The organism is Anaeropeptidivorans aminofermentans, from assembly GCF_940670685.1.
GTDB lineage: Bacteria > Bacillota > Clostridia > Lachnospirales > UBA5962 > Anaeropeptidivorans > Anaeropeptidivorans aminofermentans.
In genome coordinates this window covers 966,273-991,219 of the sequence record NZ_OW711693.1, presented here as the reverse complement: position 1 = coordinate 991,219, position 24,947 = coordinate 966,273, and the positions used below count along the sequence as shown (strand labels likewise).

At 39.7% G+C, this 24,947-nt stretch carries 20 protein-coding genes, 5 tRNA genes and 2 riboswitches; of the genes, 14 read left to right on the top strand and 11 right to left on the bottom strand.

Annotated features, from left to right (window positions below; genetic code table 11):
* Nucleotides 1-419: 419 nt before the first annotated feature.
* Both NBX03_RS04050 and NBX03_RS04045 read right to left on the bottom strand, forming a co-directional pair.
* Nucleotides 420-1,256 (bottom strand): pirin family protein, encoded by an 837-nt coding sequence (locus tag NBX03_RS04050; RefSeq protein ID WP_250229486.1) that lies wholly within the window; start codon nucleotides 1,254-1,256, stop codon nucleotides 420-422.
* Nucleotides 1,257-1,282: 26 nt separating this feature from the next.
* Complete coding sequence (locus tag NBX03_RS04045; protein ID WP_250229485.1) at nucleotides 1,283-2,161, bottom strand: LysR family transcriptional regulator; 879 nt, start codon at nucleotides 2,159-2,161, stop codon at nucleotides 1,283-1,285.
* Between the two features lie 121 nt (nucleotides 2,162-2,282).
* On the opposite strand from NBX03_RS04045, the gene NBX03_RS04040 reads away from it, so the two are divergent.
* Both NBX03_RS04040 and NBX03_RS04035 read left to right on the top strand, forming a co-directional pair.
* Nucleotides 2,283-4,010, top strand: a complete 1,728-nt coding sequence (locus NBX03_RS04040) for an ABC transporter ATP-binding protein (protein WP_250229484.1) — start codon at nucleotides 2,283-2,285, stop codon at nucleotides 4,008-4,010.
* A gap of 134 nt (nucleotides 4,011-4,144) precedes the next feature.
* Entirely contained in the window at nucleotides 4,145-5,908 is a 1,764-nt protein-coding gene (locus tag NBX03_RS04035) for an ABC transporter ATP-binding protein (RefSeq protein WP_250229483.1), read from the top strand.
* A gap of 13 nt (nucleotides 5,909-5,921) precedes the next feature.
* On the opposite strand, the gene ygiD is transcribed toward NBX03_RS04035, so the two are convergent.
* The gene (gene ygiD, locus NBX03_RS04030) at nucleotides 5,922-6,692 is read right to left on the bottom strand and encodes a 4,5-DOPA-extradiol-dioxygenase (RefSeq protein WP_250229482.1); all 771 of its coding nucleotides are present in this window, start codon (nucleotides 6,690-6,692) and stop codon (nucleotides 5,922-5,924) included.
* A gap of 385 nt (nucleotides 6,693-7,077) precedes the next feature.
* Nucleotides 7,078-7,178: riboswitch (purine riboswitch) on the top strand.
* A gap of 109 nt (nucleotides 7,179-7,287) precedes the next feature.
* Between ygiD and NBX03_RS04025 the strand changes: the two genes are divergently transcribed.
* From NBX03_RS04025 to metK, 10 genes are all read left to right on the top strand, one after another.
* Complete coding sequence (locus NBX03_RS04025) at nucleotides 7,288-8,712, top strand: NCS2 family permease (protein ID WP_250229481.1); 1,425 nt, start codon at nucleotides 7,288-7,290, stop codon at nucleotides 8,710-8,712.
* 298 nt (nucleotides 8,713-9,010) lie between these two features.
* Nucleotides 9,011-9,084: transfer RNA gene (locus NBX03_RS04020), tRNA-Pro, on the top strand.
* A 6-nt stretch (nucleotides 9,085-9,090) separates the two neighbouring features.
* Nucleotides 9,091-9,163, top strand: a tRNA-Val gene (locus tag NBX03_RS04015).
* Nucleotides 9,164-9,200: 37 nt separating this feature from the next.
* Nucleotides 9,201-9,274 (top strand) — tRNA-Met (locus NBX03_RS04010).
* 129 nt (nucleotides 9,275-9,403) lie between these two features.
* On the top strand, nucleotides 9,404-9,808 hold the full coding sequence (locus NBX03_RS04005; RefSeq protein ID WP_250229480.1) for a GNAT family N-acetyltransferase: 405 nt from the start codon (nucleotides 9,404-9,406) through the stop codon (nucleotides 9,806-9,808).
* A 138-nt stretch (nucleotides 9,809-9,946) separates the two neighbouring features.
* Entirely contained in the window at nucleotides 9,947-10,687 is a 741-nt protein-coding gene (locus NBX03_RS04000) for a tRNA threonylcarbamoyladenosine dehydratase (RefSeq protein WP_250229479.1), read from the top strand.
* Nucleotides 10,680-11,246 carry a chromate transporter gene (locus tag NBX03_RS03995; protein WP_250229478.1) on the top strand — a complete coding sequence of 189 codons (567 nt, stop codon included), beginning with the start codon at nucleotides 10,680-10,682 and terminating at the stop codon, nucleotides 11,244-11,246. The genes NBX03_RS04000 and NBX03_RS03995 overlap by 8 nt, the downstream gene beginning before the upstream one ends.
* Nucleotides 11,246-11,809: a chromate transporter gene (locus NBX03_RS03990; RefSeq protein ID WP_250229477.1), complete on the top strand. Its 564-nt coding sequence runs from the start codon at nucleotides 11,246-11,248 to the stop codon at nucleotides 11,807-11,809. Before NBX03_RS03995 ends, NBX03_RS03990 begins: the two co-directional genes overlap by 1 nt.
* 96 nt (nucleotides 11,810-11,905) lie before the next feature.
* Entirely contained in the window at nucleotides 11,906-12,583 is a 678-nt protein-coding gene (gene sigK / locus NBX03_RS03985) for an RNA polymerase sporulation sigma factor SigK (RefSeq protein ID WP_250229476.1), read from the top strand.
* Between the two features lie 214 nt (nucleotides 12,584-12,797).
* Nucleotides 12,798-12,900: riboswitch (SAM riboswitch) on the top strand.
* 81 nt (nucleotides 12,901-12,981) lie between these two features.
* Nucleotides 12,982-14,175, top strand: coding sequence for a methionine adenosyltransferase (metK, locus tag NBX03_RS03980; protein WP_250229475.1), 1,194 nt, complete (start codon nucleotides 12,982-12,984; stop codon nucleotides 14,173-14,175).
* A gap of 4 nt (nucleotides 14,176-14,179) precedes the next feature.
* Here the strand turns inward: metK and NBX03_RS03975 are convergent, their stop codons facing one another.
* From NBX03_RS03975 to NBX03_RS03960, 4 genes are all read right to left on the bottom strand, one after another.
* Nucleotides 14,180-15,427 carry a GGDEF domain-containing protein gene (locus NBX03_RS03975; protein ID WP_250229474.1) on the bottom strand — a complete coding sequence of 416 codons (1,248 nt, stop codon included), beginning with the start codon at nucleotides 15,425-15,427 and terminating at the stop codon, nucleotides 14,180-14,182.
* A 568-nt stretch (nucleotides 15,428-15,995) separates the two neighbouring features.
* Nucleotides 15,996-16,469 carry an IS200/IS605 family transposase gene (gene tnpA / locus NBX03_RS03970; RefSeq protein ID WP_250227316.1) on the bottom strand — a complete coding sequence of 158 codons (474 nt, stop codon included), beginning with the start codon at nucleotides 16,467-16,469 and terminating at the stop codon, nucleotides 15,996-15,998.
* Between the two features lie 174 nt (nucleotides 16,470-16,643).
* Nucleotides 16,644-16,716: transfer RNA gene (locus NBX03_RS03965), tRNA-Val, on the bottom strand.
* A 14-nt stretch (nucleotides 16,717-16,730) separates the two neighbouring features.
* Nucleotides 16,731-16,807, bottom strand: a tRNA-Asp gene (locus NBX03_RS03960).
* A gap of 427 nt (nucleotides 16,808-17,234) precedes the next feature.
* On the opposite strand from NBX03_RS03960, the gene NBX03_RS03955 reads away from it, so the two are divergent.
* Both NBX03_RS03955 and NBX03_RS16115 read left to right on the top strand, forming a co-directional pair.
* Nucleotides 17,235-17,570: a hypothetical protein gene (locus NBX03_RS03955; RefSeq protein WP_250229473.1), complete on the top strand. Its 336-nt coding sequence runs from the start codon at nucleotides 17,235-17,237 to the stop codon at nucleotides 17,568-17,570.
* Nucleotides 17,571-18,712: 1,142 nt separating this feature from the next.
* Complete coding sequence (locus NBX03_RS16115) at nucleotides 18,713-20,746, top strand: collagen-like protein (RefSeq protein WP_408628555.1); 2,034 nt, start codon at nucleotides 18,713-18,715, stop codon at nucleotides 20,744-20,746.
* Nucleotides 20,747-20,945: 199 nt separating this feature from the next.
* Here NBX03_RS16115 and NBX03_RS03940 read toward each other — a convergent pair whose 3' ends face one another.
* Genes NBX03_RS03940 through NBX03_RS03925 form a run of 4 tightly spaced genes read right to left on the bottom strand, consistent with a single transcriptional unit; the run spans nucleotide 20,946 to nucleotide 24,865 of the window.
* The gene (locus NBX03_RS03940) at nucleotides 20,946-21,698 is read right to left on the bottom strand and encodes an iron ABC transporter ATP-binding protein (protein ID WP_250229472.1); all 753 of its coding nucleotides are present in this window, start codon (nucleotides 21,696-21,698) and stop codon (nucleotides 20,946-20,948) included.
* The gene (locus NBX03_RS03935) at nucleotides 21,695-22,759 is read right to left on the bottom strand and encodes an iron chelate uptake ABC transporter family permease subunit (protein ID WP_250229471.1); all 1,065 of its coding nucleotides are present in this window, start codon (nucleotides 22,757-22,759) and stop codon (nucleotides 21,695-21,697) included. Before NBX03_RS03935 ends, NBX03_RS03940 begins: the two co-directional genes overlap by 4 nt.
* Entirely contained in the window at nucleotides 22,756-23,769 is a 1,014-nt protein-coding gene (locus NBX03_RS03930) for an ABC transporter permease (RefSeq protein WP_250229470.1), read from the bottom strand. Before NBX03_RS03930 ends, NBX03_RS03935 begins: the two co-directional genes overlap by 4 nt.
* 19 nt (nucleotides 23,770-23,788) lie before the next feature.
* Complete coding sequence (locus tag NBX03_RS03925) at nucleotides 23,789-24,865, bottom strand: siderophore ABC transporter substrate-binding protein (protein WP_250229469.1); 1,077 nt, start codon at nucleotides 24,863-24,865, stop codon at nucleotides 23,789-23,791.
* Nucleotides 24,866-24,947: the final 82 nt, after the last annotated feature.

The following is a 24,947-nucleotide window of genomic DNA, read 5'->3' as shown; positions in this document are numbered from 1 at the left end:
ATTTTTTAATATTGCAACAAAAAAACCGGCCTGGAAACCGGCTTTTTGTTATAATATCAAGATTGCTACGATAAAAATATTTAAAAATCATGTTTAAAACATTAAAGCTGATAAATATTTTGCTTATGCTTAGAGCGTGTTTTGAAAATCGGAAAATCGACGAAGATTTCGCCCGAAAAATAGAAATTTAAGCAGAACGGTCAAAAAAACCTAAGCATAATACCTTCGGTATTATGCTTAGGTTTTTACAAAGCAAAATTTCTGAGAAAAAATTCAGCAATGCTCTTTAATCTTTTATGAAAATCCATTTAAAGCCTGTGGGATTTCATATCACTGGATAAGATGCATTTTAAATGTTTTTGACAAAGAAACTACTTTTTCAGACGAAATAACTAAGATTTCACATTTCAAAACATGCTTTAGTGGCTCTTTATAAAATTTCCCAGTCTCAGCTCTTCAAAAGCAAATTTAAGCTCCTCTTTTGTATTCATAACAATGGGTCCGCCCCATGCAATAGGCTCTTTTAAGGACTTTCCTGAAAAGAATATAAATCTTGTCTGGGCGTTTTCTGGTGAAGATATTTCTATGGTATCTCCTTCGCTAAATAAAACAGCTGATTTACACGCTATATTTTTATTATTAATAATACCGTCACCGTCTATTAAAAATACAAATACGTTTTCCAGAGCATTTGTTTCGATTTCTATAGATTTTCCTTCTTTAAGTATTATGTCAAATATACTTGCCTTAACATGCCTTGGCTGAACCCCCGAAGCATTTTTATAGCCGCCGGAAATCACTCTTACCACGGAGCTTTCGTCTTCAAAAAATCCCATCCTGTCTTCTGTTATGCTTAGATATTCAGGCTCTGTCATTTTTTCATTTGCCGGAAGGTTGATCCAAAGCTGAAAGCCCAGCATATTTTCAGAAGCAAGGGGCATTTCCTGATGGATGATTCCGCTTCCTGCCGTCATCCACTGGCTTTCACCGGCATTTATAGTGTCTTTATTGCCAAGGCTGTCTTCATGCTCTATTTTTCCGTCAATAAGATAAGTCAATGTTTCTATACCTCTATGGGGGTGCGGCGGAAAACCCTTTATATAGTCGTCGGGATTTTTAGAGTCAAAAGAATCAAGCATAAGGAAAGGGTCAAAATCCTCCGTATCCTCATGACCTAAAACTCTAACTAGCCTTACCCCTGCCCCGTCAACGGCTGATTTTCCATTCACTATTTTTCTAATTTCTCTTTTCTTCATACTGCCATCCCTTCCCGTAAAATATTCTAATTTTCATTCTTTACTGTACAATGCTTCATAAATTCTTCTGCTATTTTTGATGTAATACTGCCCTTGCCCTTTTTTCTTACAACTGCAAGTTCCGTATCAAGGGTATTGCCTGCGAGAATTCTCCTTTTAACTATGCCGTCCTTATTTTCATTGCAAAGATATTCAGGGAGAAGACCTATACCCATGCCTTCTTTTGCCCATTGCAAAGTCGTTCTTGCATCGTCATTGATGCATAAAATATGCGGATATAGACCCTTTTCTTTAAATATTCCGATAATAATATTCTGCCATCTCCTATAGATGATAAGGGGCTTTTCCTTAAGCTCTTCAAGATAAATTTCATCTGCCATTCCTTCAAAAAAGCTTTCCTTGCCTATTGCTGCTACGGCTTCGCTATGGATATATTTAATTTCAAGCCCTTCCTTATTGAATGGCGTTCGCAAGGCGGAAACCTCAATAACCCCCGAATGAATAAGCTCAATAAGCTCATACGTATTAGCCTCGTAAACCTGAAACATAATATCAGGATGTTCTATATGGAAAGTTTTTATTTTCTCCATTATATAAGGCCCTGCCGATGATATCAGCCCAAGGCGCAAGGTTCCTTTTCCGTCAAGGCGAAGGTCATGCATTTCCTTTACTGCCGAATCTGCCATATTGAGTATAGAGGCCGCCCTGTCGAAGAAAATCTTCCCTGCATCCGTAAGGCGGATACTCCTTGCCCCTCTGTCAAAAAGTATCACGCCCAGCTCCTCTTCAAGAAGCTTTAGCTGCGTGCTTAAAGGGGGCTGGGAAATATGAAGCCTTTGAGCAGCTTTCGATATATTCCCTTCTTTTACGGTGGTAACAAAATATTCCAGCTGTTTTAAATCCATAAATTCACCTCTATGTATATCATTATAGTATAGTTACTATACTTATTCAATATTTTTAATATAGTTCGTTTTATGCTATCATTTTATTGCTGTATATAGTACATAAATAAAGAGGTGCTTTATGAAAAATCTGTTAAAATATTTAAAACCTTACAAAAAACAATTAATCCTTGGCCCTTCAGCAAAGCTTGTGGAAGCCGTATTTGAGCTTACTTTGCCCATACTGATGGCAAGGCTGATAGACATAGGAATAAAAAATAACGATAAAAGCTATATCATATCCATTTCAGCAGTAATGGCTGTCATTTCTGCCTTAGGTCTTATCTGCGCCATATTCTGTCAGTATTCTGCATCTGTAGCCTCCCAAGGTTTTGGAACAGCAGTAAGAAATGAGGTTTTTAAGAAAATAGGCACATTATCCCACAGCCAGCTGGATAAATTCGGGGCTTCTTCTCTTGTTAACAGGGCCTCAAATGACGTTACCCAGCTGCAGACCGCCGTGGCCATGTTCATAAGGCTTGTAATCCGGGCGCCTTTTCTTTCCATCGGCGGCGTGATTATGGCCATGTCCATTGATTTTAAATTAAGTATCCTCCTTATGGTATTTATACCTGTTTTTATATTTTTGCTGTTTGCCATAATGAAAATTACCATTCCTCTTTATAAATCCGTTCAGAAATCCCTTGACGGCCTTGCCCTTATCATACGGGAAAACCTTATGGGAATCCGGGTTATCAGAGCCTTTGCAAAATCTTATGACGAGGAAGAAAGATTTAAAAAATCAAATGGCTTCTGGACAAAAATATCAATAAAATCCGGCATCTTTTCGGCTCTTATTTCCCCGGCAACTTTAATTATAATGAATCTTGCTTCTTTAGCTATTGTTTACTACGGCGGAAAAAGAGTTAACATCGGCGGTCTTACCCAAGGCCAGCTTATCGCCTTCATAAGCTATATTACCCAGATCATGCTTGCCCTTATTGTTGTATCAAATCTTGCGGTGCTTTTTAATAAGGCATTTGCTTCCGCTTCAAGAATACAGGAAATATTTAGTACGGAACCGGAAATAAAAAGCAAAGAAAATGCCTCTTTATTCGATACTTCGATTCCTGTTTCATTGGAATTTAAAAATGTGTCCTTAAACTACGGTACAGGGGAAAGCGCCCTTGCAGACATCTCCTTTAAGGCAGAAAAGAATCAGACCATCGGTATTATAGGGGGCACCGGCTCCGGCAAGTCTTCATTACTCAATATGATTCCAAGATTTTATGATTCTTCCCAAGGCGCCATAGAAATAAACGGAATCGATATAAAGGATTATGACCTTAATTCTTTAAGGGAGCATATATCTCTTGTGCCTCAAAAGGCAGAGCTTTTTACGGGAACCATAAAATCCAATCTTTTATGGGGAAGGCGAAGCGCTTCTTATGAAGATATGAAAGAAGCCGCCAAGGCCTCTCAGGCAATGGAATTTATAGAAAGGCTTCCTGAAAAGTTTAATACGGAAGTTGCCCAAGGCGGTAAAAGTCTCTCCGGCGGCCAGCGTCAAAGACTTGCCATCGCAAGAGCCTTAATGAAAAAGGCCCCAATACTCCTTCTTGACGACAGCGCCAGTGCTCTTGACTATATTACGGCATATAAGCTTAAAATGGCCCTTGAAGAAATTAATGAAGGAATCATCCTTATTTCTTCTCAAAGGGTAAGCAATATTATGGACTGCGATACTATCCTTGTTTTAGACGGCGGAAGGCTTGCAGCCATAGGAACCCATTCGGAGCTTTTGAAAAATTCCGAACTGTACAGAAAAATATGCCGTTCTCAAAAAATATCAATCGATGAAGCGGCATAAATATTAAAGTCCTATGTAGTCAATTGAGTTTTATGGCCCTGTAAATATATGGCTTTAGAGAGATGAAATAAGAGAAAGGCAAATTTACAACGCTGCTATTTTACTTTTATTCGAGTATAACGGAGGTTTGTTCCATGAAAAAAAAAGAAATCATCCAAAGGCTTCTTTATTACTGCGGAAAATATCTGCCCCATATTATAACTATATTTTTACTTGCGGCTATTGGCAGCGGCTCTACATTGGCCGCTCCCTATGTATTAGGTAAAGCTGTAAATGAAATACGGGGAATCAATAATGTTTCCTTTGAAATTATAATGCCTTTGCTTTTAAAGCTTTTAGTCTTATATATTGTAGCCTCTCTTTCAGGCTGGCTTCTTTCGGCAATGTCTGCTTATGTATCAAACCATGCTGTAAGGGATATAAGAAAAGACCTTTTTGAAAAAATAAAAACGCTTCCCTTAAGTTTTTTTGACAGCAGAAAAACAGGAGAGCTTATGAGTATATTTACAAATGACCTTGATTTAGTTGCAGAAGGGCTTTTTCAGGCGGTTACGCAGCTTTTTTCTGCAATCATTACCATTGCAGGCTCCTTTTACCTTATGTTCTATATAAGCCCTTCCATCGCCTTTGCCGTAGGAATCGTAGCCCCTATCGCCCTTATCATCGCAGGCTTCATTTCTGGAAATTCTTCAAAGCTTTTTAAGAATCAGCAAAAGCTTGTAGGCCAATATAACGGCTATATAGAAGAAAGCATTTCCATGCTTAAAACTGCCAAGGCATTTAATTATGAAGATATTCTTCAAGAGGAAGCCTCTGCAATCAATGATACCCTTTATGTATACGGTCAAAAAGCGCAGTTTTTTTCCTCTCTTGTGAATCCTTCTACAAGATTTATAAATAATATCGCTTATATCTCTGTCGGGCTTATCGGGGGGGCCTTAGCGGCAGCAGGAAGCCTTACGGTAGGAGCAATTACAAGCCTTATAAATTATTCCGCCCAGTTTGCAAAGCCTCTTAACGAAATTACAGCGATTTCTTCCCAGCTTCAATCGGCCCTTGCTTCCTCCGAAAGAATATTTTCTCTCATTGACGAAATTCCGGAAGCTTCAACAGCGGATCTTGAAAGGCTTGAAAATATAGAAGGAAACGTAAAATTTGAAAGTGCCTCTTTCAGCTATAATAAATCAAGTAAGCTTATAGAAAACTTCTCTGTCAATATTCCAAAGGGCAGCATGGTTGCCATTGTAGGCCCTACAGGCGCCGGAAAAACCACTATGGTAAATCTTCTGATGCGGTTTTACGATTTAGATTACGGTAATATATTGATAGACGGAAAGAACATAACGAACTATTCAAAAGACAGCTTAAGGCTTGCCTTTGGCATGGTGCTCCAGGACACATGGCTTTTTACAGGAACAATCAAGGATAATATTGCCTACGGAAATAAAAACGCTTCTTTTGAAGATATCATAGAGGCCGCCAAAAATGCAAGGGCTCATAATTTTATTACAAGGCTTAAAGACGGCTACGACACCGTAATCGGTGAAGAAGGCGGAAGCCTTTCCCAAGGGGAAAAACAGCTTATTGCCATAGCAAGAAGTATGCTTGCAGATTCTCCCATGCTCATTCTCGACGAGGCAACAAGCAGTGTAGACCCTATGACGGAACTTGACATTCAGGAAGCTTTAAAAACCCTTATGAAGGGAAAAACCAGCTTTATCATCGCCCATAGGCTTTCAACCATTCAGGAGGCCGATATAATCATCGTTATGGATAAAGGCAAAATTATAGAAACCGGAAGCCACACAAGGCTTTTAGATAAAAAAGGCTTTTACTGCAGGCTTTATAACAGCCAGTTTATAAACCCTTCCGAAGAAAAACTAAAAGGCTCCGCTTAAGCGGAGCCTTTATTTATTCAAAAAGATAAGATGTCATTGACATGCTTCCCATGGTGCAGCTTTTATTAAAAACCGTAAATTCAGCGTATTGATCTCCAGCACCTAAAACATATATTAAAGGGGCAAAATGCTCTATGGTAGTAAAAGCCTTTGAAGAGGATTCGCCTGCGTTTTTATAATTTATGATATTGTCTATATTCTTATTTTTTATATTTTCGTATATGTAATTATCGAATTCTTGAGCCCAGGAATATCCTTCTTCCATTGAAAAATTTACAAGTCTTAAGTTATGGACGATGTTTCCGCTTCCTATGATTAAAACACCTTCATCTCTAAGGCTTGAAAGCGCTCTTCCTATTTCGTACATTCCCTGCAGGTCAACTCCCCTGTTTATACTGAGCTGGCAGACAGGGATGTCATGCTCAGGATACATAAACAAAAGGGCCGCCCAGCTTCCGTGGTCAAGACCGTACTGAGAGTCAAAAACCGTCTCTCCCGGAAGCATTTCTTTTACCTTTTCCGCAAGAGCAGTATCGCCTGCGGCAGGATAGGATATTTCATAAAGCGCCTTCGGAAAACCGTAAAAATCATGTATCGTAGGCGGATTTTCGTTATTCATTACCGTATTTCGCATTTTCTCCCAATGAGCCGAAACTATTAATATGGATTTCGGCCTTGGTATGGATTTTTCTATATCCCTAAAGCCTTGAGTATATTTATTGTTTTCTTCTATTACATATTGAGGCGAGCCGTGGCCTACAAATAAAACAGGCATTTTTCCCATATTCATCCTCCTTCAGCTAGGGCGTTCTTTACTGCCGCTTTTATAAGTAAAATCTTATTTTTATGTTATTATATCATAAGGATAGGTGCTCCTCATACATTTCACTTCGTAAAATGTATTCGTGGATAAAACTAAGCTATGCTTAGTTTTATCCACATTATATCACAATATATACTCCTGTTTTTAAAAAACTTATGGAGAAGGCCGGTTTTTATTTTTCAAATTATATTTAATACCTCTTAATTTATACTAATCTTCTTTATCAGTAAGCCCATTTGAAAACAAGCTATCAGCTATATTTTTACAGGATACAGTTTTTTTCGTCCTATCTACCTATATTTTTACTATTCTCTTGACCGAAAAAGCAAAACATAGTAAAATACCTATGAATTGTAAATAATGAACCAATATAATCAGAGTGGTATGGGCTCTGAGTTTCTACCGGACGCCGTAAAATGTCCGACTATTGGATATTAAAGCCATTTTTTAAGGGTTTTATTTCCTATTGTTTTTACGGCAGCCGAGAAACCGGCTGCCTTTTATATGCTCTGAAAATGGTACATATATTCAAATATTTTAAAGGGGAGTTTCATCAATGGAGAGGTTTTTTAAACTTAAAGAAAATGGGACAAATGTTTCCACAGAAGTCATGGCTGGATTTACAACCTTCTTCGCAATGAGCTATATTATTTTTGTCAATCCCTCTATGCTTTCTCAGACAGGTATCCCTTGGGGCGCAGTATTTCTTGCAACCATAATTGCGTCTGCCATCGGAACTTTAATCATGGGACTTTTTGCAAATGTTCCCTATGCTCAGGCCCCGGGTATGGGTCTTAATGCATTCTTTACCTATACAGTTTGCTTCGGCCTCAATTTCAGCTGGGAGCAGGCCCTTGCAATGGTTTTCTTATGCGGTGTCATCAATGTAATCATAACCGTTACTAAAATAAGAAAGTCCATAATTAAGTCAATCCCTGTAAGCATGCAAAATGCCATAGGCGGCGGTATCGGCGTATTCATCGCCTATATAGGAATAAAAAACGCAGGGCTTCTTCAATTTACGGCAGACCCAGGCACTTATGCGCTTTTTGACAGCGGCACCGTTGTTGCAGATGCTGGCATCGTTCCAGCTCTTGTTAAATTTAATACTGCACCTGTCATACTTGCAATCATAGGTATAATACTTATTATTGTTCTTTTAGTATTAAAGGTAAAAGGTGCTGTTCTCATAAGCATCATCGGAACCACAATTATCGGAATACCCATGGGTGTTGTAGATATTTCATCTATCGGTGCAACAGCAAACGTAGGCACAGCCTTTGCTGAGCTTGGCCAGGTTTTCGGCGCCGCCTTCGGGCCAAAGGGCATGCTTTCTCTTTTCTCTGACCCTTCAAGAATCCCTCTTGTTCTGATGACGATATTTGCCTTTAGCCTTTCAGATACTTTTGACACCATCGGAACCTTCATAGGAACAGGCCGCAAAAGCGGTATCTTCAGCGCAGAAGACGAAAAAGCAATGGAGTTAAGTACAGGCTTTAAATCAAAAATGGACAGAGCTCTTTTCTCAGATTCCATTGCAACCTCAATCGGAGCTATTTTAGGCACATCCAATACAACAACTTATGTTGAAAGTGCCGCAGGTATAGGCGCAGGCGGCCGTACAGGCCTTACAAGCGTTGTTACTGCATTGCTTTTCATTCTTTCCATATTCCTTGCGCCTGTAGCCGGAATTGTACCTGCCGCAGCAACAGCCCCCGCTTTAATAGCCGTAGGCATCATGATGCTTTCTGCCTTCAAAGAAATCAAATGGGATGAACTTGAAGAAGCTATCCCCGCTTTCTTTGCCGGCATCGTTATGGCTCTTTGCTACAGCATATCCTATGGTATCGCCACAGGCTTTATATTCTACTGCATCGTTAAAGTATGCAAGAAACAGACAAAGGATTTACACCCCATACTTATTGTTTCAACTATCCTTTTTATATTGAATTTTGTTATATTAAGCATTATCCCTGCTTAATAGTAAAAAAATGCCCGAACTATGTTCGGGCATTTTTTATGTATTATCTGTCCTTTAGTTCAGCCGGCTTTATTAAGCCTATAATAATCCCTACCCTATTAATTTAGAAAAAGGTAAAAACCATCAGGAGGGATTGCCTATTTTAAGTATTAATCTTATTGATGTATCGCCAAAACTTTATTTTAGTAAAAGGAAAAATGCTTTCATGTATTTACCCTGCCTAAATCCATTTTGACTATTGACTTATTACAATTAGTGTATTATAATTATTATCGTTCGTTAATTGAATGTAAAGTATCTGGGTGTAGCGTAGTTTGGTAGCGCGCTAGAATGGGGTTCTAGAGGTCGCAAGTTCAAATCTTGTCACCCAGATTTTACGGGCGTTTAGCTCAGCTGGGAGAGCGCTTGCCTTACAAGCAAGATGTCATAGGTTCGAGCCCTATAATGCCCATTTTTTATAAGTTCACATATTTTATGTGAACTTATTTGGCGGAGTAGCTCAGTTGGCTAGAGCATGCGGTTCATACCCGCAGTGTCGGGGGTTCAAATCCCTCCTCCGCTATTAGAAACTTAAAAAGCATAGCCTTTCTTGAAGAAAGGCTATGCTTTTTTTATCTATGGAAAAATGGTATGATGAAGATAAAGCCTACTGCCGCATATAGAAAAAAGAAAGCGGAAGGGGCAATGGACCATGATTCACTACAAGGAAATAGATTCTTCAATGTTTGAATCAATAAAAGAAATTTACAGAAAAGAATCTTGGAATACTTATTTAAAAGACGATGAAAAACTAATACGGGTCTTTAATACGTCGTTATATATGCTGGGCGCCTTTGATGATAGTAAACTTATCGGCTTTATCAGATGCGTTGGAGACGGAGAGCATATTTTATTGGTACAGGATTTAATTGTTGATCCAAAGTATCAGAAAAAAGGGATTGGCACGTTTCTTTTTAAGACAGTCATGGAAAAATACGCTGAAGCGAGAATGTTTATGGTTATAACCGATAAAAATGACATCGTAGACAATAAGTTTTATCGGTCCTTTAATTTCAAAAAATTAGAGGAAAGGGATATGGCAGGATATATAAGATAATTTCTGTTTGCCGCCTTGATGTTTCCTCAAAATTATTGTATTCTTGTATAGGCAGTAAAAAGACCGTTACCGATTATAATATAAACAGACGGGGTTTAAATCAATTTACTGCAAATTTCAGAATAAGGCAGGACAGATATGGATTTTTTAGTAAGAACGAAGCTTCTTTTAGGTGAAGATGCCGTAGAGAAGCTTAAATCATCAAAGATAGCCGTATTCGGACTTGGAGGCGTAGGCTCCTTTGCTGCGGAGGCTCTTTGCAGAAGCGGTGTAGGCTCCTTTATACTGGTAGATAACGACAAGGTTGATATTTCTAATATAAACCGCCAGCTTATTGCCTTAAGGTCTACTGTAGGAAAAAACAAAACCCACATAATGGCAGAGCGCATGAAGGATATAAACCCTGATGTAAATTTGTCTTTACACAATGTCTTTTATCTTGACGGAAGTGAAGTAGATTTAAAAGGCTGCGACTATGTGGTAGACGCCATTGATACAATAACAGGAAAGCTAAAGCTTGCAGAGATCTGCCACAGAGAAAATATATCTCTTATATCAGCAATGGGCTGTGGAAACAGGCTTGACCCTACTCAGCTCGCACTTACGGATATTTACAGCACAAAAGACTGCCCTTTATGCAAGATTATGAGAACAGAGCTTAAAAAGCGTTCCATTCCAAAGTTAAAAGTAGTTTTCTCAAAGGAAAAACCCGTTAAAAAATATAATATAAGCGATGAAAGCATTTTAAAAATGCCGGAAGAAAAGAGAACCCGTTTACCGGGAAGCGTTTCTTTTGTTCCCTCTGTAGCAGGCCTTATCATGGCGTCAGAGGTAACAAAGGATTTAATAAAAGATATAAAGGAGAGGGACAATGAATAGCAATAAGCCTAAGGCACAAAAACTGAAGGAACTATTTATCATCTATATTAAAACCATGCTCTTTGCCTTTACCGGCGGAGCGGTAACCTTGCCTTTGTTGCAGGAGGAGCTTTCAAAGGCAGGGCTTATGGACAGGGAAAAGGTATTGGAGTGTTACGCTCTGGGACAGTCTATTCCGGGAGCAATTGCAATTAATGCCGGCTTTTTCATAGGCAGGGAAATCGGAGGCTGGGCAGGAGCAGTTGTTGCAATATCCGGAACCGTGCTCCCGGCTTTCTTCGGAATGCTCTTTATTGCTCTTTCCTATGATTTTTTAATGCGGTATCAATTTGTAACGGGAGCTATAAACGGCATAAGAGCAGCTTCCGTAGCTGTTATTATGCAAATCGCCATAGATATAATAAAAGGTGCTTCTAAAAGCAGTTTTTCCATGTCTATGGCAATCATTGCATTTTTAGTCTCCTTCGTGTTTAAAGTAAGCCCTATACTCGTAATCATCGGCTGCGGAGCCGTAGGCATTGTAAGAGTAATTTACAATAAAAGGAAGGTGAAGGCATAATGATAGCAAAACTTTACTGGATGTTTTTTAAGCTGGGCAGCCTTGCTTTCGGCGGCGGATACGCCCTTATAGCCCTTATTTATTCCGAAGGAAGCGCAATGGTTGGGCTTACCGCTCAGGAATTTGCAGATATGACTGCTCTTGAACTTCTTGCTTCCGGCCCTGTTGCCATAAATTCAGCTACTTACATAGGCTTTATAAAGGCAGGCCTTCCCGGTTCTCTAGCTGCTACGGCGGCTGTATGCACCCCTTCTATCGTACTGTGTATTATTGTTTATTACTTTCTTACTAAATATAAGGATTCAGAGTATTTAAAGGGCTTTTTAACCTCCATTAAAATGGCCACAGGAGGATTAATGCTGAATACTGCTATTATCCTCGGCAAGGATATATTTTTAGTTCAAGATGGGGTTAAATCTGTAATTGCAGCCCCCTTTGCCGCAATAGACATTATGGCCATCGTTATATTCGGCCTTTGTCTCTTTGCCCTTATAAAGATTAAAATGAATCCTATAAAAGTAATTTTTATCGCTGCATTTCTTGGAATCATCTTTTTAAGATAATAAAGAAATAAAGTAAATAGAATATAAATAGGGAACCATGCACTTTTCCCCTCAATCTGTCATAAATATATAAGGTGACGGATTGGGGGTGTTTTTATGCTTTTCTATATAATACCTGCTTTTTTTCTTTGCTCTTATATTTCCGGCGGAAACTCCTTTCCAGAAATTCTATCACCCGAGGACGAGGAAAAGTATCTCAACGATTTTGCAAACGGTGATATAGAAGCAAGAAATAAGCTTATAGAGCATAATTTAAGACTGGTAGCCCACATTGTGAAAAAATACAGTCAAAACAGCAAAGAAACGGTGGGAGATTTAATTTCAGTAGGAACCATAGGCCTTATCAAAGGAGTAAACACTTATAAACCAAACAAAAAAACGAAACTTGCAACCTATGCGGCAAAATGTATAGAAAACGAAATTCTCATGAATATCCGTTCTACAAAAAAGCATGCCAATGATTTATATCTTCAGGATACTATCGGTGTAGACAGCGACGGAAATGAAGTTAAAATAGAAGATAAGCTTGCCGACGAAAATTACAGCATCGAAGAAATGGTTGAGCTTGGCCTTAAAATAGGTATTCTTTACGACAAAATCAAATCTGTGCTTAAAGGAAGAGAAAGAATCGTATTAGAGCTTAGGTACGGCCTTGTAAACGGCGTAGAAATGACCCAGCGGGAAATAGCAGATATGCTTTGCATATCTCGTTCTTATGTATCAAGAATAGAAAAAAAGGCCCTCAAAAGACTTTGCAAGGAAATAAAGGATTGAATCGGACAAACGCATATGCGTTTGTCTGAAAAGTTAAAATATAGTACACCCCTTTGCTATTAAGGTAAATAGATACACATTAAGCCATAAAGAATCTATTGATATAAATACTTTTTTACAAAAGCTTCTATATTTCTTTGATTTTTGATAATAATTATGCATGTTGACAGATTTTATAACGAATGATATAATTATGGTTCAAAATTAAATATAATACTTATCCAGAGAGGTGGAGGGACAAGGGCCCTGTGAAACCCGGCAACCAGGCTTTATGCTATGGTGCTAATTCCCCCGGATATATATCCGGAAGATGAGTTAATTAAGGATTCGGGGGATAGGTGATAACATCTATTCCTTTTTTTATTAATTGCTCGCGAATATTTCCTAGGAGGAAGATTATGAAGAATTATATTTTTACGTCTGAATCTGTGACAGAAGGCCATCCAGATAAAATATGCGACCAGATTTCAGACGCCATCCTTGACGCTATTATCGAAAAAGACCCCTTCGGCAGAGTTGCCTGTGAGGTTATGGCCACTACCGGCATTATATTTGTAGCTGGAGAAGTTACGACAGACTGCTATGTTGATATCGAAGATATCGTAAGAAAAACAGTGAAGAACATAGGATATGACAGAGCCAAATACGGATTTGACTATGATACCTGCGGAGTAATCGTATCTCTTAAAGGGCAGTCTCCAGACATCGCTCTTGGCGTTGACAAATCTCTTGAATCAAAGCTTGAAAATGAAGAAAGCGAAAATGTAGGCGCCGGAGACCAAGGAATGATGTTCGGATTTGCATGCGATGAAACAGAAGAGCTTATGCCCCTTCCCATAGTATTAAGCCATAACTTGGCAAGAAAGCTTTCAGAAGTAAGAAATAACGGGGAAATTTCATATTTAAGGCCTGACGGCAAAACGCAGGTAAGCGTAGAGTACGGTGAAAACGGCCCTAAAAGAATCGATACCATTGTTATAAGCTCACAGCACAGCCCCGAAGTATCTCATGAGGAAATCGAAAGGGATATTATTGAAAAGGTAATTAAAACGACAATCCCCTCTAACCTTATAGACGAAAATACAAAGTATTTCATCAATCCTACAGGGCGTTTCGTAATAGGCGGCCCGAAAGGCGACAGCGGCCTTACAGGCAGAAAAATAATCGTAGATACTTACGGGGGCTACGCAAGACACGGCGGCGGCGCTTTCTCCGGAAAAGACCCCACAAAGGTGGACAGGTCAGCAAGCTATATGGCAAGATACGTTGCTAAAAACATAGTTGCTGCAGGGCTTGCAAAAAGCTGTGAAATACAAATAGCCTATGCCATTGGCGTGGCTAGGCCGGTGTCAGTCCACATAGATACTAAAAATACTGGAATCATTTCTGATGAGGATATCGCAAAAATCGCTCTTGATAATTTTGATTTCAGGCCATCGGCCATAATAAAGAATTTAGACCTTAGAAGGCCTATATATAAGCAGGTTGCTGCCTATGGCCATTTTGGCAGAAATGATTTAAACCTTCCTTGGGAAAAAACAGACATGGCTGAAAAGCTTAAAGATGATATAAAAAAGTATAAGCTTATTTAATTTCCTATGGCCGATGCTTTTTTTGAAGCTTATTTGAATACATTTTCTTATCAGCGCAATCAATAAGCTCATTTACACTGCAGCTTTCTCTCTGCGCTATATATTCCTCTATTCCGTGGCTAAACGCTACTGAATAGGGGGATTTGCTTTTATTGTTAAAATCATTTATTTTAGTGCGTATTCTGTTTATTACCTTTTCAAGGACTTTCTCTGTTGAATAAGGTGATATGATTAAAAATTCGTCTCCCCCTATTCTGCAAAAGAAGTCTTCCGAGCGAATTTGAGAAAGCACCAGCTTAACAAAGTTATTTATCAGTTTATCCCCTTCTAAATGGCCAAAACTGTCATTTACATCTTTTAAGCCGTCTAAATCCATAAAAACTATTGTAAAGTTTGACCTAGCCTCAATAAGCTCTTTAATTTTATTTTTGGCAAAGGGATAATTATATATTCCCGTTCGAATATCCCTATTAATTTTGTCTTCTAAATCCTTAAGTATTTCCTTTTGGTCGGAAATATCTAAAAGCATATGCAAATACACGCTTTCATTATTGGTCCATGACATAATCATGGATTTCGCCCAATACCATTTTAATTCAATATCCGAATATACCTCCCATTCATAGGAAGGAAGCTTCTCGGAGGAAACTTTTTCATGGAGCTTATTTACGAAAACTTTAAGGTCCAGCCTGCAGGATTCTTTCCATTCTATTTCATCAAGCTTGCTTTTGCAATAAATAAGCTTTCCTGTCTTGGCATCGGTAACAAAAAGCACTATATCGGCATAAGCAGATAAGGCCTCTACAACTTGCCTTGCCTCGGATATTTCACTTTCTCTTGCTCTAAGCTTTGTAACCATATCATTAAAAGAATCGGAAAACCTTCCCATAAAGTCAATCTCTTGATTATAGTCTCCCTTGCTTATCTGGTCTACCTTCCATGTCATATGAAGCAGATTAGACTGTAATTCCTTAAGCCCCCCGGAAATATAATTCTGGCGGGAAGGCGGCTCTGCGTCAATATTTCCTTCGGCCAGAGAATTCATATAATTCCTTAATTCGTCAAGGTTATCCGATAAGATATTAAGGGTCTCAAATACTTCTCTTAAATGCCCGTTTTTTATTTTACTAAGGTCCATATCAGGTAATTTTTCATTGGCTATCATCTTATTTAACAACTTATTTAAAAGAATAAGATTTTCTTCGTCGGTGCCGTTAACATTCACTATTGCTTTATTTTCAATGGGAATCACCCCCTTTTGGTTCAATACGCTTATAGAAGATTCAAATGAAAAAGTATACTGCCCTATGGTTTAATCCCCTATTTAACAGAATCTTATATAAAAATTTAATTTTCATAGTCTTTGCAGTCTAAGCCATTCTCCTATATCTCTATAGCCTATTTCTCTTCTTTCAAATTTTCTCTGATATAATATGAATAAAATCGGGTAAAGCCCTGTTTTATTCTTGAATACAGTTCTTGGAAAAAACTATATGAGTAGAGCCTAGTCAATTCCATCCATCGGTAAATATACAAGGTATCCTATCTTCTAAACTGAGACGGCTTATGCGCAGTCTTTCTAATTTCTTATATTTATTAAGAATTTTCTATATAGCCATAATATTTTTAATTATATATTAAAGGTATACAAAAATAAAGCTTTCTTTTGTAGATTGTAGCAATACACAGAAAAAATCATAACTACCGGCTTAGCCGGTAGTTTGCTCTGCCCCTATAAGGGGCTCTTACTGGCATGCGTCTGAGGACGCATCGAAGCGGTTTGCCAACCGCATTTACTTCCCAATAACCGCTAAAGCGGTTTATTTTTTATTTCCTTTCACTGGCTCCCCCGTAAACGGGTCAATATATTCTAACAATGAAATTTGATCTGCTACTTTATCTTCTTGTATTTGATTTCTAATGTATTCTTCTATTTTTTTCGCATTTTTACCTACTGTATCAACATAATATCCTCTACACCAGAAATGTCTATTCCCATATTTATATTTTAAATTTGCATGTCTATCGAATATTATTAAAGAACTCTTTCCTTTCAAATATCCCATTATCTCTGATACACTATATTTAGGTGGTATTCTGACTAACATGTGTATATGGTCACTACAACATTCTGCTTCTATTATTTCTATACCTTTTCTTTCACATAATTCTCTAAGTATCTTTCCTATATCCGCCTTTAATCTTCCATAAATTATTTGTCTTCGATACTTTGGAGCAAATACCAGATGATATTTACATTCCCAGGTTGTATGTGATAAACTATTTTTGTCCATCGGACACACCTCCTATGATCTAATAATTGTGGTTGGCAAACCCACTTTATTTTATCACAGGGGGTATTTTTCTTGAAGCTAAAGCATTTTCCCTCCACCTGCATAGCAGGTGGTTTATTGTATGAGATACAATAAAAAACCCTGCCGTTATTTAAAATAACAACAAGGTTTTAATGGGCATTATAGGGCTCGAACCTATGACATCTTGCTTGTAAGGCAAGCGCTCTCCCAGCTGAGCTAAACGCCCGTATTAAATTTTAGTGGCGACCCAGAAGGGGCTCGAACCCTCGACCTCCGGCGTGACAGGCCGGCGCTCTAACCAGCTGAGCTACTGGGCCACAAGATTTAACTTTCGCTGTCTTGTGCTGACTTAAAATATTATAATGGATAAACCTGTATAAGTCAAGCATAATTTCAAAAATTAATTACATATTTCTCACTTTTTCCTCCTATGGATTTTTAGAGTGAAATAATGGCTGTTTTAAAGGAAAATGGGTAAAATTCCTATTCCATTTAAAGACGTATTTTACGAAAAAAGTAATTTGAAGATATTTAAGCTCTTTCTTGGGCCATATATTTCTAAGTTTTAAGGTTTTACTATCTAAGGGCATTCTTTTAATTCTTTCTTTTTATCTAATAAAAATCATTAAATTATATAGAAGTATTACGAATATTATAGTATAGTTTTTCTGATAGAATATAAGTTTACAAAATACATTGATATTTTGCGCAAGTCACAACAAATAGAACTCAGGAGGTATAATAATGGCAAAACATGAGTTTGGTATTATGCAAAAAGAGCCGTCTGCTATAGAACGCTTTGATACTTATGAAGCAGAAAAATACCATTGCATTGCAGTTCATGACGATTTCATTGAACCCATTTTGACTGATTTACAAGCCTTAGATTGCTACTGGCATACCTTGCAAAGGCCGGAAAAGGGCCTTGCCTATTATGGAATTACCCTCATACCGCCCCAGTCAATGGATGGATTTTTAAGAGTTTTATTATCTCAGAGTAAAGAGGAATACATTCCTTTAATTGCTTTAATAAATGAGGCAAAAGAAAACAACAGGTATATTATTCATTTTGGTATCTAATTATAATTTAATCGTCTCTTTATAGAGAGCTCACTTACTTATATAGAAGGATAGGCTTCCGCAAGGCAAAATAAATAATGCTATTCTAAAGTCTGTTTCTTCCTGCCTATGATTCAGTTATATAAGAGAAAGCCATCGATGGTTTTCTTTATATATCAAATAGTTCGTAGGAAGTGCAAAGAGCTTGTTCTATAAGCTTTAAAAGTACGTAACTTCTGCGGTATCCTCTCCAATATATCAGGCAAGCTGCAGTTCATTAATCTGCATGAATCTATCGGAACTCATATTGCTTAATATGATTGAATCTTTCGCCCTTAAACTCCTCATTCTCGGGTTAATTTCGATAGACTATCTTTTATTAAGAAGCTTTTCAAAGTGTCGGTATCCTTTTTAATTTCTTTAATGGAAATATTCGAATCTCTTTACATAAGAAAAGGCGAACCTTGGGATTCGCCTTTTCTTATGTAAATCAGAGATAAGCGGGAGCAAAGTGCTGACCGCTTAAATGCCATTCAAGCACGCTTTCATATATCGGCATTCCCATAAAAATGGTTTATGTTAAAGAATACATCTTAGCTTAGGAGAGCTTAACTTGTTTCTAATGGTTTTAGAATGCCGCATATCCGCACTACTATCAAGGCCATTTAGGAATTGCCGGATATTCAATTTATACTCTTTCCATGTACTGATTCATTTGATGATATAATTTGTAAGCATCTTTTTAACTTCCATACCACTGTCAAAAATCTCCCATCATGTTTGAATACAGGAAATCTCTGATTTCATTTTCTCAACAATTTCATTGGTTTATTCAAGCTTAGCAGTCTGGGAAGCCTGATGTTCTTTTTTCTTGTATTAGGTATAGAAAAGAGAGCATAACTGCTCTTCTAAAAATATTGCCTCAAAATAATTGTCTTTTAGTGTTTTTTAGAAAGCACATCTGCATAAAGGTAATTCGCTCATATTCTTTTAATTTAACACAATGCTATTATAGTGCGCCTTATCTTAATTGGACAATATATTGAATTATATCGTTTGGAGATTTCTGTGTATCACAATTAATTATAGCCGACATATTGTATAATAAGGCCCATTCTTCTGTGAAAGAAGGTGCGTACTAATATCAAAAGGATGGAATTACAATGAATATATATCGAGGTTGCAAACAACCGTACCCTAATCCATGCTCCTGTTGTTGCGTAGGCCCCACTGGCCCACAGGGCATACCCGGTCCAGTTGGTCCGCAGGGGTCAATCGGTCCGCAAGGCCCACAAGGTGCTGCTGGCCCGCAGGGTGCTGCTGGCCCGCAAGGTATTCCCGGACCCACTGGCGATGTCGGACCTCAAGGTCCGCAGGGCCCTATCGGATCTACCGGCCCCCAAGGGCCTCAGGGGCTTCAAGGTCCTACCGGCCCCCAAGGGCCTGCTGGAATTGATGGACCTACTGGACCCACCGGACCTGCTGGACCCACTGGACCTACTGGGCCTCAAGGACCTCAGGGACTTCAAGGCCCTATTGGGCCCACAGGACCCATAGGACCTGCTGGAACTGATGGTGCTACTGGGCCTACCGGACCCACTGGGCCTGCTGGAATCGACGGCATTACTGGACCTACTGGACCTGCCGGACCTGCCGGAACTGATGGTGCTACCGGACCCACTGGACCTGCCGGAATCGATGGTGCTACTGGACCCACTGGACCTGCCGGAACTGATGGTGCTACCGGACCCACTGGACCCACCGGTCCTGCCGGAATCGATGGCGCTACGGGACCTACTGGACCTACTGGGCCCGCCGGTATCGATGGTGCTACTGGACCTACCGGACCTACTGGACCCACAGGGCCTGCCGGAATAGATGGTGCTACTGGACCCACTGGACCCACAGGGCCTGCCGGAATCGATGGTGCTACTGGGCCTACCGGACCCACTGGTCCTGCTGGAATCGACGGCACTACTGGACCTACTGGACCTACTGGGCCTGCCGGTATCGATGGTGCTACTGGACCCACTGGACCTGCCGGAACTGATGGTGCTACCGGACCCACTGGACCTGCTGGAATCGACGGCACTACTGGACCTACTGGACCCACAGGGCCTGCCGGAATCGATGGTGCTACTGGACCCACTGGACCTGCCGGAACTGATGGTGCTACCGGACCCACTGGACCCACTGGTCCTGCCGGAATCGATGGCGCTACGGGACCTACTGGACCTGCCGGTATCGATGGCGCTACTGGGCCTACTGGACCTACCGGGCCCGCTGGAACTGATGGTGCTACCGGACCCACTGGTCCTGCTGGAATCGACGGCACTACTGGACCTACTGGACCCACAGGACCTGCCGGAATCGATGGTGCTACTGGACCCACTGGACCTGCCGGAACTGATGGTGCTACCGGACCCACTGGACCCACTGGTCCTGCCGGAACCGACGGCGCTACGGGACCTACCGGACCTACTGGACCTGCCGGAATCGATGGTGCTACGGGACCTACTGGACCCATAGGACCTGCCGGTATCGATGGTGCTACGGGACCTACCGGACCCACAGGGCCTGCCGGAACCAACGGCGCTACGGGACCTACCGGACCTACCGGACCCACCGGACCTGCCGGAATCGATGGTGCTACTGGACCTACCGGACCTGCTGGAACTGATGGCGCTACCGGACCTGCTGGAACTGATGGCGCTACCGGACCTACTGGACCTGCCGGAGTCGACGGTGCTACAGGGCCTACCGGTCCCACCGGAGAAGTTGTTTTGGCTTACGGATCTTTAAGAGGAGCTAACAACGAGACACCCGGGGCAACATTCACCCCCGTGCCATTTAGTGTGGTCGGACCTTTATCAGGTACTATCACCGTCAGCCTATCCGGCAATGAACTGGTAGTGGGAGAAAGCGGGATTTATCAAATAACGATATCTATCAACGCTGAAGCTACTACTGATCCGGATCCGGATCAACCATATCTCAATGCGATTATTACCGTTAACGGCGTTCCAATTTTTGGCGATACTACTACCTTTTTCAAAATATCCAATAGAAGCAGTTCAACGTTTATTGCCCAAGCCTCCTTAGCCGCAGGAGATGAAGTAGGGGTAAGTATTAGTACGGATTTTCCTGTTTTAGGTTATATGAACCGTACTTTAACTATTGTTCAATTAAGTAATTAAAAAGCCTTAATGTTAAGAAAGCTCCGTAAGCTGCAGGACTGACACGAAAAACACTGATGAAAATGGCCAAAATTCGGTGTTGGTTTTGATATTTTCATCTTTTAACCGTTTCAGAGGGCTTTCAGCCCTGCCAACAACATACCTTTACAGAGCAAAAATAAACCACCGGCTTAGCCGGTGGTTTTGATTAATTTAATAACTAGTAAATTGCTATTGGCCCATAAGGACCATCAATGATTTCTATTTTTGTTTCAAAAATATCAGTCAAAAGTTCTGGACTCATAATGTCTTCTACCTTTCCAAAAGCGGCAATTCGTCCATCTTTCATAGCACAAATTCTGTCAGAATATTTGGCTGCAAAATTTATATCGTGCATAACAGTCAGAATTGTTCTGCCAAATTCGTTGGCAGCATGCCTTAAATGTTCCATCATTTGAACGGAACGAGCAACATCAAGATTGTTTAGCGGTTCGTCCAAAAGTACATATTCCGTCTCCTGGCACAAAACCATTGCTACATATGCCCTTTGCCTTTGACCGCCGGAGAGCTCATCTAAATATCTGTTTTCTAAATCAGTCAGGTCTAAAAAGTCAATATATTTAGATATAATGGACTCATCCTCTTTCGTTAATCGGCCTTTTGAATAAGGAAACCGCCCAAATCCAGCCAGCTGCCTAACAGTAAGCCGCGTTACAAAATGATTTTCTTGTCGTAAAATAGTTAAAATTTTTGCTAAGTCTTCTGATTTAGATTCGGAAACATTCATATTTGCTACCTTAATTTGGCCTTCGTCCATATTCAAAAGTCTTCCGATCATCAAAAGTGCCGTAGATTTTCCGGCTCCATTGGGTCCAATTAAAGAAGTAAGGCCGGCTTTTGGTATTTGAATATCTAAAGGTCCTATTTCTACCTCATCCGTATACAGCTTTCTAGCATTATCAATCTTTATCATAAAGTTCCCTTCCTTAACAATACAATTAGAAACGCTACTCCCCCAAACATCTCAATAATAATGGAAACTACGCCTTGGGCCCTAAATATATGATACATAAAGAAGTATGAGCCTGTTATTATCAAAAATCCGATGGCAAGAGACATTGGAAAAATATATCTGTGGTCATAAGTTGGCGCTGCCTGATAAGTCATGGTTGCAACTAAAAAGCCATAAAAAGTAAGCGGCCCAACCAAAGAGGTTGAAATTGCCATTAGAACAGAAACTAATATAAGAACATATATTATGCCAAATTGATGCTTAATGCCCAAAGAGGTACTGACGCTCTTTCCAAGGGACAATACATTTAGCTTTTTAGCATAAGCAAGGATAAGCAATGCTGTAATTATTACAATCGGAATTGCAACAGGAAAGTACGCGGCATCCGCATTATTGACGGAGCCAAATAATCTTGCCTGTAAAACATCAAACTCAGACGGCGCCAAAAGCCTTCTCATAAAAGATGACACGGACTTCAGCCCGGTTCCAATAATAACCCCGACCAAAAGCATAAGCTGTAAGTTGCCATACTTTCCAGAAAGCAACCATCCGTAAAGTATCAAACACATTAAGACCATAACAACAACTTGAAACAGAAAGGATTCAATGCCGCTAAAATTTATAAATATACGGGTACCGAAAAAAAACATCGTACTGGTATGTATTGTTGAATAAAGGGCTTCAAACCCTAAAAGCGAAGGAGTTATAATCCTATTATTCGTACTCGATTGAAAAGCGACGGTAGCTAAACTTTGACAAATTGCAGAAATAATCATTGCAACAAGGGCTACCATCCTTCTTTTAACAACCGGGATAAAAGAAGGAGAATCTATCGGCACAGGATTGTTATAAACCAAAAGGCCGTAGGAAGCAAAGGCGCCTAGAACAATTAAGGTTATCAATAAAATCCAATAACGTTTTTCTTCTTTCTTGGAACGAAAAGCCCTGGCCGACCTATTTTCATTGAGAAGGCTAAAATCACTTTCAGCATTTTCTTTATTAGGATATATAAATTCACTCATCTTAGCCTCCTTTGTTTTAATAAAATAAGAATAAATATAACCGCCCCTACGGTTCCAAGGATTAAAGAGACAGGGACTTCAAAAGGCATAATAATTGTACGGGAAATAATATCGCAAAGGGTTATCGTCCCCATTCCCAGCACACATACCCAAGGCAGATTACCCCTAAGATCATCGCCTCTATACATTGAAACTATATTGGGTACAATTAAACCTAAAAAAGGCAAGTTTCCAATAACAGCCGCAACAATACCAACTGCAAAAGAAATAAGACCGGTACCAAGAAGAACAATCTTATTGTAATTTACGCCGAGGCTTGTTGCGATGTCCTCCCCTAGCCCAGCTAAAGTCAATCGATCGGCATAGATAAAAATTAAAAAAGTAACTATCACAATGAGCCATAAATATTCATATCTTCCAATTTGAACCGGCGCAAAAGAGCCTACAAACCAAGTTTCAATATTTTGCGTCATTTTAAAAACAAGTCCAATAAAAGTGGAAATTGCGGAAATGACTGCTCCAAGCATCATTCCTATAATCGGGACAATTAAAGACGAGCGAAGTTTAACCCTTCTTAAAAATAAAAAGAAAACCATCGTTCCTATAAAAGAAAAAATAATTGCACCAGTCATTCTTAGAACCAAAGTCGGCGCGGGAAATACTAAATAAACAAAAATAAGGCCCAAACCTGCCCATTCAATTGTTCCTGTTGTGGTAGGTTCAACTAAACGATTCTGTGTAATAAGCTGCGTTACGAGGCCTGCCATTGACATTGCAGCCCCGGTAAGCATTAGGGACGCTGTTCTTGGAACCCGGGTTATGAAAAACATATTTATTCCATCTTCTTGGCCTCGTATATCATAAACTCCGGTAAACAGCGATATGATGCCCAAAATAAAAACAATAATAATTGCTGATATAAATGGTTTTGTCCATATTTTATTACGATTATAATGTTGGGGCTGAGAAGTCTCAGCCCCTGTGATTTTTTGCATTGTATTTTTCGGCACTACGTCATGCTCCTTTATGCTACTTTGCCAAAGCATTCGCCATGTTTTCAAATAACTCTATATAAGTTTGTATTGATTCATTTGTGTAAGTATCGTTTGGTGCATAAACGATCTGTCCTTTAGAAACAGCAGTAGTGTTTTGAAGGGCAGGCGAATTGTCAATAACGTCCTGGGCAGGAACTGCGTCCTCTATAGAAGATACTGCCGCATCACGATCCAGTGCGAAAATCCAATCGGGATTGCTTTGTGCAATGGCTTCAACAGAAATATCATCACCTTGATGATCAGAAGTAGCGCCTTCTACGTCTAATGCTGAAGTCCATCCGAAAATTTCATACATTGGTCCCCAAACACGTCCGGAACGCGGCGCTGAAAAACCAATCTCTCCGCCGGAAACTACCACACTCATGATTGTATCTGTTCCGTTATATGCTGCTTTAGCATCTTCAATCGCCTTTTCAAAATCGGCTACCAATTGTTCCGCCTCTTCGTTTTTATCAAAAATTTGTCCTAAAGCGGTTGTGGAGTCTTTAAGCCCATTTACTAAATTATCTCCGGGTGAATCCGCTTCCCCAGAAACGTCAAAATTAAGATCAATAACAGCTGCATTTGGCACTAATTTTTTGATATCTTCATAATATCTGGCAAATCTTTGACCGACAATTACAAGTTCAGGATCTACAGCCGCTATAATTTCCAGATTTGGTTCACCATGATTGCCAATATCTTGAACGGAATCATCTTTTACATAGGGTGAATCCGCTGGCATTACGCCCTTCGGAACAGCCGCTAATTCAATTCCCCAATCAGCTAAAGTTTCAAAAGTTCTATTATCCAAAGCAACTACATTCTTTGGATTTACAGGAACCGTAACCGTTCCATGAACATCAGTAATTTCAACAGTTGAAGCTGCCTCAGGTTCAACAGATTCTGCCGGCTCAGGCTCAACTGATGCAGAGGGTTCGGGGCTTGCAGATGTTTCCGCCTCGGGTTTCTCAGACGAAGCCGGCCCATTATTTGCATTTGAGCAAGCTGTGAGCATTAAAGCAAAAACTGCAATCATAGCAGTTAGTTTAAAAACTTTAGATTTTCTCATACATATTCTCCTTATGTAAGCTTGATAGACAAGCAACTATTGAATTGATAGAATTCATATCTATATTATATTTTTATGGGAG

Excerpts from the sequence above, each read along its gene's own strand:
- NBX03_RS04050 (WP_250229486.1), bottom strand. The coding sequence starts at position 1,256 with ATGAAGAAAAGAGAAATTAGAAAAATAGTGAATGGAAAATCAGCCGTT.
- NBX03_RS04045 (WP_250229485.1), bottom strand. The coding sequence starts at position 2,161 with ATGGATTTAAAACAGCTGGAATATTTTGTTACCACCGTAAAAGAAGGG.
- NBX03_RS04040 (WP_250229484.1), top strand. The coding sequence starts at position 2,283 with ATGAAAAATCTGTTAAAATATTTAAAACCTTACAAAAAACAATTAATC.
- NBX03_RS04035 (WP_250229483.1), top strand. The coding sequence starts at position 4,145 with ATGAAAAAAAAAGAAATCATCCAAAGGCTTCTTTATTACTGCGGAAAA.
- ygiD (WP_250229482.1), bottom strand. The coding sequence starts at position 6,692 with ATGGGAAAAATGCCTGTTTTATTTGTAGGCCACGGCTCGCCTCAATAT.
- NBX03_RS04025 (WP_250229481.1), top strand. The coding sequence starts at position 7,288 with ATGGAGAGGTTTTTTAAACTTAAAGAAAATGGGACAAATGTTTCCACA.
- NBX03_RS04005 (WP_250229480.1), top strand. The coding sequence starts at position 9,404 with ATGATTCACTACAAGGAAATAGATTCTTCAATGTTTGAATCAATAAAA.
- NBX03_RS04000 (WP_250229479.1), top strand. The coding sequence starts at position 9,947 with ATGGATTTTTTAGTAAGAACGAAGCTTCTTTTAGGTGAAGATGCCGTA.
- NBX03_RS03995 (WP_250229478.1), top strand. The coding sequence starts at position 10,680 with ATGAATAGCAATAAGCCTAAGGCACAAAAACTGAAGGAACTATTTATC.
- NBX03_RS03990 (WP_250229477.1), top strand. The coding sequence starts at position 11,246 with ATGATAGCAAAACTTTACTGGATGTTTTTTAAGCTGGGCAGCCTTGCT.
- sigK (WP_250229476.1), top strand. The coding sequence starts at position 11,906 with ATGCTTTTCTATATAATACCTGCTTTTTTTCTTTGCTCTTATATTTCC.
- metK (WP_250229475.1), top strand. The coding sequence starts at position 12,982 with ATGAAGAATTATATTTTTACGTCTGAATCTGTGACAGAAGGCCATCCA.
- tnpA (WP_250227316.1), bottom strand. The coding sequence starts at position 16,469 with ATGGACAAAAATAGTTTATCACATACAACCTGGGAATGTAAATATCAT.
- NBX03_RS03955 (WP_250229473.1), top strand. The coding sequence starts at position 17,235 with ATGGCAAAACATGAGTTTGGTATTATGCAAAAAGAGCCGTCTGCTATA.
- NBX03_RS16115 (WP_408628555.1), top strand. The coding sequence starts at position 18,713 with ATGAATATATATCGAGGTTGCAAACAACCGTACCCTAATCCATGCTCC.
- NBX03_RS03940 (WP_250229472.1), bottom strand. The coding sequence starts at position 21,698 with ATGATAAAGATTGATAATGCTAGAAAGCTGTATACGGATGAGGTAGAA.
- NBX03_RS03935 (WP_250229471.1), bottom strand. The coding sequence starts at position 22,759 with ATGAGTGAATTTATATATCCTAATAAAGAAAATGCTGAAAGTGATTTT.
- NBX03_RS03925 (WP_250229469.1), bottom strand. The coding sequence starts at position 24,865 with ATGAGAAAATCTAAAGTTTTTAAACTAACTGCTATGATTGCAGTTTTT.